The organism is Spirillospora sp. NPDC047418 (assembly GCF_040643275.1).
In the GTDB taxonomy this organism is placed as follows: Bacteria; Actinomycetota; Actinomycetes; order Streptosporangiales; family Streptosporangiaceae; genus Spirillospora.
Genome location: NZ_JBEYTW010000066.1, coordinates 39082 through 48713, shown reverse-complemented (window position 1 = coordinate 48713; position 9632 = coordinate 39082). Strand labels below are relative to the sequence as shown.

14 protein-coding genes are annotated in these 9632 nt (G+C 71.1%); 3 read left to right on the top strand and 11 right to left on the bottom strand.

Features of this window, described 5'->3' with window-relative positions; all coding sequences use genetic code 11:
- Positions 1-124 precede the first annotated feature (124 nt).
- The 6 genes from ABZ806_RS31625 to clpS form a co-directional block, all read right to left on the bottom strand.
- Positions 125-1072 carry a PLP-dependent cysteine synthase family protein gene (locus ABZ806_RS31625; RefSeq protein WP_500221092.1) on the bottom strand — a complete coding sequence of 316 codons (948 nt, stop codon included), beginning with the start codon at positions 1070-1072 and terminating at the stop codon, positions 125-127.
- Positions 1073-1092: 20 nt separating this feature from the next.
- Positions 1093-1365: a MoaD/ThiS family protein gene (locus tag ABZ806_RS31620; RefSeq protein WP_500221091.1), complete on the bottom strand. Its 273-nt coding sequence runs from the start codon at positions 1363-1365 to the stop codon at positions 1093-1095.
- A 111-nt stretch (positions 1366-1476) separates the two neighbouring features.
- Positions 1477-1626 (bottom strand): hypothetical protein, encoded by a 150-nt coding sequence (locus ABZ806_RS31615; protein WP_500221090.1) that lies wholly within the window; start codon positions 1624-1626, stop codon positions 1477-1479.
- 29 nt (positions 1627-1655) lie between these two features.
- Positions 1656-2075: a M67 family metallopeptidase gene (locus ABZ806_RS31610; RefSeq protein ID WP_500221089.1), complete on the bottom strand. Its 420-nt coding sequence runs from the start codon at positions 2073-2075 to the stop codon at positions 1656-1658.
- 22 nt (positions 2076-2097) lie between these two features.
- Positions 2098-2640 carry a DUF2017 domain-containing protein gene (locus ABZ806_RS31605; RefSeq protein ID WP_500221088.1) on the bottom strand — a complete coding sequence of 181 codons (543 nt, stop codon included), beginning with the start codon at positions 2638-2640 and terminating at the stop codon, positions 2098-2100.
- Positions 2641-2644: 4 nt separating this feature from the next.
- Complete coding sequence (gene clpS / locus ABZ806_RS31600) at positions 2645-2941, bottom strand: ATP-dependent Clp protease adapter ClpS (RefSeq protein WP_131875481.1); 297 nt, start codon at positions 2939-2941, stop codon at positions 2645-2647.
- A 106-nt stretch (positions 2942-3047) separates the two neighbouring features.
- Between clpS and ABZ806_RS31595 the strand changes: the two genes are divergently transcribed.
- The 3 genes from ABZ806_RS31595 (at position 3048) to ABZ806_RS31585 (ending at position 5575) form a co-directional block, all read left to right on the top strand.
- Entirely contained in the window at positions 3048-4400 is a 1353-nt protein-coding gene (locus tag ABZ806_RS31595) for a nicotinate phosphoribosyltransferase (RefSeq protein ID WP_500221087.1), read from the top strand.
- Between the two features lie 63 nt (positions 4401-4463).
- Positions 4464-5045, top strand: a complete 582-nt coding sequence (locus ABZ806_RS31590) for an isochorismatase family protein (protein ID WP_500221086.1) — start codon at positions 4464-4466, stop codon at positions 5043-5045.
- Positions 5046-5047: 2 nt separating this feature from the next.
- Positions 5048-5575, top strand: a complete 528-nt coding sequence (locus ABZ806_RS31585; protein WP_500221085.1) for a gluconokinase — start codon at positions 5048-5050, stop codon at positions 5573-5575.
- Between the two features lie 69 nt (positions 5576-5644).
- On the opposite strand, the gene ABZ806_RS31580 is transcribed toward ABZ806_RS31585, so the two are convergent.
- From ABZ806_RS31580 to ABZ806_RS31560, 5 genes are all read right to left on the bottom strand, one after another.
- Positions 5645-5896: a hypothetical protein gene (locus ABZ806_RS31580; RefSeq protein ID WP_500221084.1), complete on the bottom strand. Its 252-nt coding sequence runs from the start codon at positions 5894-5896 to the stop codon at positions 5645-5647.
- Between the two features lie 148 nt (positions 5897-6044).
- Positions 6045-6698 carry a hypothetical protein gene (locus tag ABZ806_RS31575; RefSeq protein WP_500221083.1) on the bottom strand — a complete coding sequence of 218 codons (654 nt, stop codon included), beginning with the start codon at positions 6696-6698 and terminating at the stop codon, positions 6045-6047.
- A 400-nt stretch (positions 6699-7098) separates the two neighbouring features.
- Complete coding sequence (locus ABZ806_RS31570; protein ID WP_500221082.1) at positions 7099-7275, bottom strand: hypothetical protein; 177 nt, start codon at positions 7273-7275, stop codon at positions 7099-7101.
- Positions 7272-8174 (bottom strand): HEAT repeat domain-containing protein, encoded by a 903-nt coding sequence (locus ABZ806_RS31565; protein WP_500221081.1) that lies wholly within the window; start codon positions 8172-8174, stop codon positions 7272-7274. Before ABZ806_RS31565 ends, ABZ806_RS31570 begins: the two co-directional genes overlap by 4 nt.
- A 185-nt stretch (positions 8175-8359) precedes the next feature.
- On the bottom strand, positions 8360-9571 hold the full coding sequence (locus ABZ806_RS31560; RefSeq protein WP_500221095.1) for an RNA-guided endonuclease InsQ/TnpB family protein: 1212 nt from the start codon (positions 9569-9571) through the stop codon (positions 8360-8362).
- Between the last annotated feature and the right edge of the window lie 61 nt (positions 9572-9632).

The following is a 9632-nucleotide window of genomic DNA, read 5'->3' as shown; positions in this document are numbered from 1 at the left end:
CCCCGCCCCCGGCGGCGCTTCGTTGATCTGCGGCGTGTTGTTGTTATGGCGGGCCGGATAACAACAACACGCCGCAGATCAACAAAGAGGCGGGGGCGAGGTGGGGGGTTCGGGGTGGGGTGGGTCAGGCCCAGAGTTGGCCTTCTAGGCGGGCCTCGGCCTCTTCCAGCGTGCCGCCGTAGGCGCCCGTCGACAGGTACTTCCAGCCGCCGTCGGCGACGACGAACGCGATGTCGGCTCGCTCGCCGGCCTTCACCGCCTTCTTCGCCATGCCGATCGCCGCGTGCAGCGCGCCGCCGGTCGAGATGCCCGCGAAGATGCCCTCCTGCTCCAGCAGTTCGCGGGTGCGGCGCAGCGCGTCCCCGGAGGTGACGGAGAACCGGGTGGTCAGCACCGTGTCGTCGTACAGCTCCGGGATGAAGCCCTCGTCGATGTTGCGCAGCCCGTACACGAGGTCGCCGTACCGGGGCTCCGCCGCGACGATCTTCACGTCCGGCACCCGCTCGCGCAGGAACCGGCCGACGCCCATCAGCGTGCCCGTGGTGCCGAGCCCCGCGACGAAGTGCGTGACCGTCGGCAGGTCCTCCAGGATCTCGGGGCCGGTCGTCTCGTAGTGCGCGAGCGCGTTGGCCTCGTTGCCGTACTGGTAGAGCATCACCCAGTCGGGGTTCTCGGCCGCCAGCCCCTTCGCCACCCGGACGGCCTCGTTCGAGCCGCCCGCCGCCGGGGACGAGATGATCTCGGCGCCCCACATCTCCAGCAGCTGGCGGCGCTCGGCGGAGGTGTTCTCCGGCATCACGCACACCATCCGGTAGCCGCGCAGCTTGGCGACCATGGCGAGGGAGATGCCGGTGTTGCCGGACGTCGGCTCCAGGATCGTGCAGCCGGGCGTCAGCAGCCCCTCCTTCTCCGCCTTCTCGATCATGTAGAAGGCGGGACGGTCCTTCACCGAGCCGGTGGGGTTGCGGTCCTCCAGCTTGGCCCAGATCCGGACGTCCTCGCTCGGCGACAGCCGCGGCAGACCGACCAGCGGCGTGCGGCCGAGCGAGTCCAGTAGCGAGTCGAAGCGCATCGGTGCTCGTCCGGCCCGGCTCAGCCGCCGGCCACGGCCGGCAGGATGGTGACGCTGTCGCCGTCGGCGACCTGCGTCTCCAGCCCGCCGAGGAAGCGCACGTCCTCGTCGTTCAGGTAGACGTTGACGAACTTGCGCAGGCCCTTGTCGTCCACCAGCCGGTCGCGCAGGCCGGCGTGCCGGCCGTCCAGGTCGCTGAACAGCTCGTCCAGCGTGGCGCCCTTGCCCTCGACGGACTTCGCGCCGTCGGTCAGGTTGCGCAGGATCGTCGGGATCCGGACCTCGATCGCCATCGCGGTGATCTCCTTCTACGTCGTACGGGGCTCCCCGCCCTCTCGCGGTGCAACCGGGCGGGCGGCGGGATGATTCCAGGCGGTGATTCGGCTCGGGCGGTGATCAGCGCGTCAGCGACAGTCGTAGACGACCTCGGCGCGCGAGTGCCCGAACAGGAAGCTCTGCACGGGTGGCACGGCGGCGGATCCGGCACGCCACCGCGCGCCGCCCGTCTCATGCCCGCTCGTCCACATGTCGACCAGTTTACCGGCCGCGACCATCCGGATCCGCTCCGCCTTACCCCTCGTTCCTACGACTTGTGTGCGTCCACGACCGCGACCTCTTCTTCGGTCACCTCGCCGTCCACGATCCGGAACGACCGGAACTCGGTCTCGTCGTCCTCGCGGGTCGACACGAGCACGTAGTGGGCGTTCGGCTCGGACGCGTAGGAGACGTCCGTGCGGGACGGGTACGCCTCCGTTGCGGTGTGCGAGTGGTAGATCACCACCGGCTCCTCGTCGCGGTCGTCCATCTCCCGCCACACCCTCAGCTGCTCCCGGGAGTCGAACCGGTAGAAGGTCGGGGACCGCTCGGCGTTCTCCATCGCGACATACCTGACGGGACGGTCCGATCCGATCGGGCCGGCGATGATGCCGCACGCCTCGTCCGGGTGGTCGGCACGCGCGTGCGCGATGATCTGGTCCACGAGGGCGCGCTCGATCGTCAGCATGGCCCCGAGCCTAAGGCAACGGCTACCAGAGGGCCTGGACGAGACCCTCCTGAAGCTCCGTCAGCCAGTCGTAGACGGCGAACAGGGACGCGCGCGGGTCGCTCGGGTCCATCCCGCGGACCTCCTCGTACCAGTCCTCGGTGATGTCGAGCCGGGTGCCGAGCGCCAGCCGGACGTCGTTCAGCGCCCGCAGCCAGCCCTGCGCCTGCTTCTCGTCCAGGGCGATCCCGTCGGCGCCGGGGTCGTCGCCCGCGTCGCCGAGGGCGCTCAGCACCATCCCGGCGGCCTCGCGCTTGCCGTCCCGCAGCCCCATCTCGGTGTAGCGGCGGAACTCCCCGGCGGCCTCGCCGTCGTCGCGGTAGGCGTCCGGGAACAGCCGGGCGAGGACGGGGTCGTCGGGCTTCGTCGCGTTCTCGGCGATGCCCATCGCGGCCAGTTCGTCGTCCCCGGCGGGCGCCTCGCCGATCAGCGCGAGCATCTGCTCCATCAGGGCGCGCAGCAGCGCGGACTCCTCCGACCCCAGCCGCACCCGGACGCCCTCGCGGGTCTTCTCCACATCGGTCATCGGCTCAGTCGTCCCTCTTCACCGTCGCCCACAGGCCGTAGGAGTGCAGGATCTCGACGTCGCGCTCCATCTCCTCGCGGGTGCCGTTCGCGACGACCGCGCGGCCCTTGTGATGGACGTCGAGCATCAGCTTCTCGGCCTTGGTCTTCGGATACCCGAACACGGCCTGGAACACGTAGGTGACGTACGACATCAGGTTGATCGGGTCGTTCCAGACGATCGCCAGCCAGGGCCGGTCGGCGCTGACGTCCTCCTCGGCGTCCGGCCGTTCGAGCTCCACCGGCGCGGGCGCCGTGCTCATGGCGCTCATTGCCCGGATCGCCCCCCTCTCTGCTGCGCTTTCGGTCCGCCCGCCGCACCCGATGCTATGCGCCGCTCCCCCGCCGGGTGCGCGGGCCCGCACCTCCATGGTGCCCACAGTCGGGCTTAAGGTGCCACTTGTGGACCTTGCTGACGGCACCGCTCTCCTCACCGACCAGTACGAGCTGACCATGCTCCAGGCCGCGCTCCGCAGCGGGACCGCCGACCGCCGCGCCGTCTTCGAGGTGTTCGCGCGCAGCCTGCCCGCCGGGCGGCGCTACGGGGTCGTCGCGGGCGTCGGGCGGCTGCTGGACGCGATCGAGGCGTTCCGGTTCGAGGCCGCCGAACTGGAGTTCCTCACCGACAACGGGATCGTGGACGAGCCGACCGCGCGATGGCTGGAGAAGTACCGCTTCACCGGCGACGTGTGGGGCTATGCCGAGGGCGACTGCTACTTCCCGGAATCGCCGATCCTGGTGGTCGAGGGGACGTTCGGGGAGGCCGTCCTGCTCGAGACGCTGGCATTGTCGATCCTGAACCACGACTGCGCGATCGCGTCCGCCGCGTCCCGGATGGTGCAGGCCGCGCAGGGCCGCCCGATCATCGAGATGGGGTCGCGGCGCACCCACGAGCGCGCCGCCGTCGCCGCCGCCCGCGCGTCCTACATCACCGGGTTCACCACCACGTCCAACCTGGAGGCGGGCCGGCTGTACGGGGTGCCGACCGCCGGGACGAGCGCGCACTCCTTCACCCTCCTGCACGACAGCGAGCGGCACGCGTTCGAGGCGCAGCTCGACTCGCTCGGGGACGGCACGACCCTCCTCGTCGACACCTACGACGTCGAGCGGGCCGTCCGCACCGCCGTGGAGCTCGCCGGGCCGTCGCTCGGCGCCGTCCGGATCGACAGCGGCGACCTCGGCGTGATGGCCCGCCGCGTCCGCGAGCAGCTCGACTCGCTCGGCGCGCACGGCACGCGCATCGTGGTGACCGGCGACCTGGACGAGTACGGCATCGCCGCGCTGGCCGCCGCCCCGGTCGACGGCTACGGCGTCGGGACGTCCCTCGTCACCGGTTCGGGCGCGCCGACCGCGTCCCTCGTCTACAAGCTCGTCGCCCGCTCCGACGGCCCGGACGACGGCGCGCCCATGCGCCCGGTCGCGAAGCGCTCCACGGGCAAGCCGAGCCGGGGCGGACGCAAGACGGCCCTGCGCCGCGTCGACGGCCACGGCGTCGCCTACGCCGAGACGATCTCCACCGGGCCGTCGGCTCCCGGGCCGCGCGACCGCGTCCTGCAGGTGCCGCTGGTCCGCGACGGCGAGGTCGTCGGGCGCGAGCCGCTCCAGGCGGCCAGGGACCGGCACGCGCGCTCGGTCGCGGAGCTGCCGCCGACGGCGGTCCAGCTGTCCAAGGGCGAGCCCGCCGTCCCCACCGAATTCGTCAACGGCGGCCCCCGCCCATAACGCCGTATCCACGCGGGCCTGGGGTACGGTCGATTCCGGGGCAACCGGTAACAGGGAGCGGTCGTGGGCAAGAAGGCTCTGATCATCGTGGACGTGCAGAACGACTTCTGCGAGGGGGGCTCGCTGGCCGTCGGCGGCGGCGCCGGCGTGGCCGCCGGCATCTCCGAGCACGTGGCCGGGCACGCCGCCGACTACGCGCACATCGTCGCGACGCGCGACTTCCATCTCGATCCCGGCGCCCATTTCTCCGCCGAGCCCGACTTCGCCGACTCCTGGCCGCCGCACTGCGTGATCGGCACCCCCGGCGCCGACTTCCACCCGAACCTGGCGCTCGCCCCCATCGAGGCCGTGTTCAGCAAGGGCCGCGAGACCGCCGCCTACAGCGGCTTCGAGGGCTTCTCCGACGACGAGACGCCGCTGGCGGACTGGCTGGGCGCCCGCGGCGTCGACACCGTCGACATCGTCGGCATCGCCACCGACCACTGCGTCCGGGCGACCGCGGTCGACGCCGCCCGCGGCGGGCTGCGCACCACCGTCCTGCTCGGCCTCACCGCCGGCGTCGGCAAGACCACTGTCGACCGCGCCCTGGAGGAGCTGCGGGCCGAGGGCGTCACGCTGTCCGGCGCACCGGTGGTGAACGCCTGACCATGCCGACCACACCCCCCAAGGTCATCCTGGTCGCCGGCGTGTCCGGCAGCGGCAAGACCACCATCGGCACCCTGCTCGCCGAACGCCTCGGCTGGGACTACGCCGAGGCCGACGACTTCCACTCCGAGGCCAACATCGCGAAGATGCGCGCGGGCCACCCTCTCAACGACGACGACCGGCTCCCCTGGCTCCGCTCCATCGCCGTCTGGATCACCGAGCGCCTCGCCGCCGACCGTCCCGGCGTCGTGACCTGCTCGGCCCTGAAGCGCAAGTACCGCGACATCCTGGCCGGCGGCCGGGCCGGGGTCGCCATGGTCCTCCTGGACGGCGACCGCGACCTCATCGCGGCCCGGATGAAGGCCCGCAAGGGCCACTTCTTCAAGGCGGCGCTCCTGGACACCCAGTTCGCCGACCTGGAGCTCCCGTTCCCCGACGAGGACGTCCTCCTGGCACCCATCACGGGCACCCCGGAGGAGACGGTCACCCACATCATCAAGGCCCTGAACCTGACTCCGACCCTCACCTGATCCGGGGCCCGGACGAAGGAACCGGGTGGCGCGGCGGGCCATCGAAGCCGTCATGAGCCCGACACGAGATCACGCGACGGAGATCGCCACCGGCAGGCCCCGGGGCCAGATCATCGAGTTCGGCGGGCTGGCGGTACTGGACGCCCTGCCCTCGCGCAGCAGCTGGGACCTGCGGGAGAACGCGGCGGCCGCGCTGGAGCGCCTCGGCGTCCCCGTCCCGCCCGGCCTGCTCCCCGACGAGCGCCGCGACGCGGAGCGGCTGGGCGCGGCGCTCGCCGACCCCGGTTCGGTGGCGTGGTGGCTGCCGCTCGTGTCCTGCACGGACGACGAGTTCCGCTACGCGCACACAGGCTGGGGCCGACGGGCCACCCGTGTACACGAACTTCTTCACCGACACCGGGCTGACGCCATTCGAGCACACCAAGGCCGGGGGTTCCAACTCGCAATGGCGCACGAAGCTCCACCGCTTCTACTCCGACGAGGACGGCCTCCACCTCAATCGCGACGGCAAGGTCGACATCGGCAAAGCCCCCCAGCCTCGGGCCTCGGGCCCGTCAGCACTCCGCAACCGCGCGGCGAGATCCGGCAGAGTCAGACCGGGAAAGGCCACGGCGCCGGGTAAGTGCAGGTTTCGATCGACATCGGGCGAATCCCAGCACAGGCGGACCGAGAAGACCAACTCGGGCCCCGGAGAGGCAGGCCAGACGGTGCGCACCGGCACGTCCGGCCTGAAAGCGGTGCCGGACGCGGCGGCGGCGGAGGTCAGCGGCCAGGTGTCATGCAGCAGGAACGCGAGCCGGTCGGGCAATGCGGCGGCGGCCCCGTCGTCGATGAAGTAATAGGCGAGGTCCACCTCGTCGTCATCGGTACGTACTCTCAAAGCGCGCTCACCGAGCCGGATGTAGTCGTCATCACCCTCCACCCAGAGGTGCTCGTGCAGCAACTCGCGCAGCTCATCAATGGTCTCCGGGCGGGGCAGGTTCCATTTCCGGGCCTCGTCGAAGACCGAGTCGAGGCCGTAGACCTCGCCCTCCAGCTCGCTTTCGATCCACGCCGCCGGGTCGTCGCGGTTCCAGGCTCGCTGGAACCAGTTGAGCACAGTGGCGGCGGGCAGCGTGACCACGCGCTTACTGTACTAAACGGCGATTCCTCTCGCCATCGGGACACGAAATACACGCGCTTAACTATAGGCGGGCGGTTAGCACGCGTTGTTCATGATGAGTTTGAATTCGGCTGCGCGGCCGCCTTCGCGGACGATTTCCGGGACGGGGACGATGATGATCGCCGACGGTATCGCGCCAGGTTTTCCGGAGTTCGCGGGTGATTGCGGCTAGGTGTACCTGGTGCGGCTCGATGTTCCAGGCTTCGCGGATGCGGCGCATGTCCATGGTGAGGACCTCGGCGCTGACGGCGACGACGGCCGGTGCGATGTGCAGCCGTCCGGCGAACTGCTCTTCGGCCAGGAGGGCTGCGGTGCTCGGGAAGGTGGAGACCGCGCCGGGCGGTGGCCGTTGAGGGCGCGGTCAACGCGCACGCATGGCCGGCGTGATCCCCATGCCGGCCGTCATGTGCAGGTGGGAGGCGGTCCAGACGGTGAACTCCGCCTCGGCGCAGGCGATGGCGCCGGGTCGGTCGGTGGTCTCGAGCGTGGCGAACGTGCGGTGCTCCTCGGCGAGTTGGGAGGAGAACGGCATCGTCACGATGCTCCTGGCCGACCTCCCGGACGCCCGCTCGCGGGAAGAGTGATGGATCCGCCCAGGCGGCGGACGGCTCGTACTGCTTCGGCCCGCACCCGGGGACGGGAGTGCTCCAGGAAGGGCAGGAGTACGTCTACGTCCTGCCGTGTGCCGCATACACCGAGCCCGGCGACCAGCGCGCGGACCCGGCTCGGTGGCCGCTCCGAGGTCAGGGCGTCGCGGTAGATCGCGGCAGGAGCACGTCCGGCGCGGCGGACCGCCCACTGCGCGGTGGCGCGCATCATCGCCGACCGCTCCGCCAGATGAGCCGCACCCGCCTCGGGACGGCCGAGATCCACCAGCGCGGTGAGCGCCTCGATCCGGATCTTCGCGTCTCCCCGTCGCAGCAACCGTTCCAGCACGTCGTCCGGTGCCGTCGCGAGCGCCTCGGTGACGGCGTTCAGGGCATGTCCGCCCCGCGCCCACGATCCGATCGCCACCGCCACACTCGCCGCCGCCGGCAACGCCACCGGACTCGCCATCCGCAATGCGTCAGCCAGTGACCGGCGTGCGCGGTCACGCACCTGCGGAACCCACTCGGCGGTTCGCAGCACCAAAACAGGCAACGACCCTTCGTCGGCGCCCATCACCGGATCCACGACCGCCGACTCCCGCCGATGGCCGTCCCCGGAACAGGCCGCCACCAGCCAGGAAAGCCACTCGCCCTCCAGCGACTGCTCTGCGTACAGGCGCAGCGCCTGGTCGAGCCCCACCCAGGTCTTCGCACCGGCGACGGCCAGCATTGCCATGACCTCGTCCGGACGTTCCCGACCGGTGGCCGCTTCGACGACCCGCAACGCCAATGGCCCATAGCCGTGAGCATGGAATTCGCGGACACTGTGGATTCTGCTGGGGCTGTTCACGGCAGCGGACGTTCCTCGTCCGGCTCCGGGCCCTGTCGGACGAGCGGGGCGCGCGGCGCGACGAGAACCTCCTCGGCGCGGTCACCATCGTCGGCCGCGGGATCATCCTCTCCGTCACGTCCTCGTCCATCTGGCGCTCTTGACGTCCTCCCCCGCCTGAAGGCGGGGGATTTCAACCTGCCCCCCTATATGAAGAGGAGAGCGGATTGGGGTTCGCGGTTCACCGGCCCGCCCGACGGCGTGCCTCCCCGCGCTGCCACCGTGCGTCCCACGGCGGTGTCTTTGATGTTGCGTGCGGCGTTGACGTCGGCGTTGACCCGGTGCCCGCAGGCCGTGCACCGGAACACCGCTTGGCTCTCGCGGTTGTCCCGGGCGCGGTGCCCGCACGCATTACAGGTCTGCGAGGTGTACGCCGGGTCGACCCGGACCACCCGTCCGGATGCCTTGTGCTCCAGGCGGATGACGAGCAGGCCCCACCCGTTGGCCAGGATGCCCCGGTTGAGCCCGGCTTTGGCGCGCACACCCGTGCCAGGTGCGTCCAGGGTGCCGCGCGCCGACCGGGTCATTCCGGCGATGTTGAGATCCTCGACGGCGATGACGTCGAAGCGGTGCGCCAGGTCCGTCGAGGTCTTCTCCACCCAGTCCTTGCGCCGGTCGGCCTGGCGCGCCTTGAGCCGCGCGATGGCGGCCTTGACGCGGGCACGCCGGTTCGACCCCCGCTTCGCCCGAGCCAGACGGCGCAGCAACCGGTCCAACCGCTCGGCCTCCCCCCGCGTCAAGCCCGGCACGCTGGTGGTCTGGCCGGTGGACAGCGCGGCACTGACGGCCACGCCCCGGTCGACACCGACCGCCGCACCGTTGCCGGGCGCGGGAACCGGGTCGGGTATGGCGGCGAATGCGACGTGCCAGCGTCCGGCGCGGTCGCGCGTCACCCGGAACGACTTCACCCCCGGCGGGACCGGACGGGACCAGCGAAACCGCACCCACCCCACCTTCGGCACCCACACCTCACCTATGCGGCGCGACAACCGCCGCACATCCCACGCCCGGCCACGGGCACCGACAACCCGGAACCCCTCATGCACACCGGCTTTGCGCCAGGTGGGGCGGCGGTGCGTGCCCGCGAAGAAGTTCGCCATCGCCTGCGCGAAGTCCTTGAGCGCCTGCTGCTGCACCGTCTGCGAACCGGCGCGCAGCCATGCGAACGCGGCGCGGGCCTCCGTGAGCTGTCGGGCCTGCGCGACATACCCCGGAGCCGGACCGCGCCGCGGCGTCCACCAGGCCTGCTGCTCCACCGCCAGATTCCACACGAACCGGGCATGCGAGCAATGCCCCAGCAACCCCGCCTCCTGAGCAGGGGTCGGACACAGCCGATACCGGGACACGCCCCGCAACATACCGACCGCCACCGACAAAACCCGGAGAGTCATCATGCCCTGGCACTCCGCGCTCCCTCCC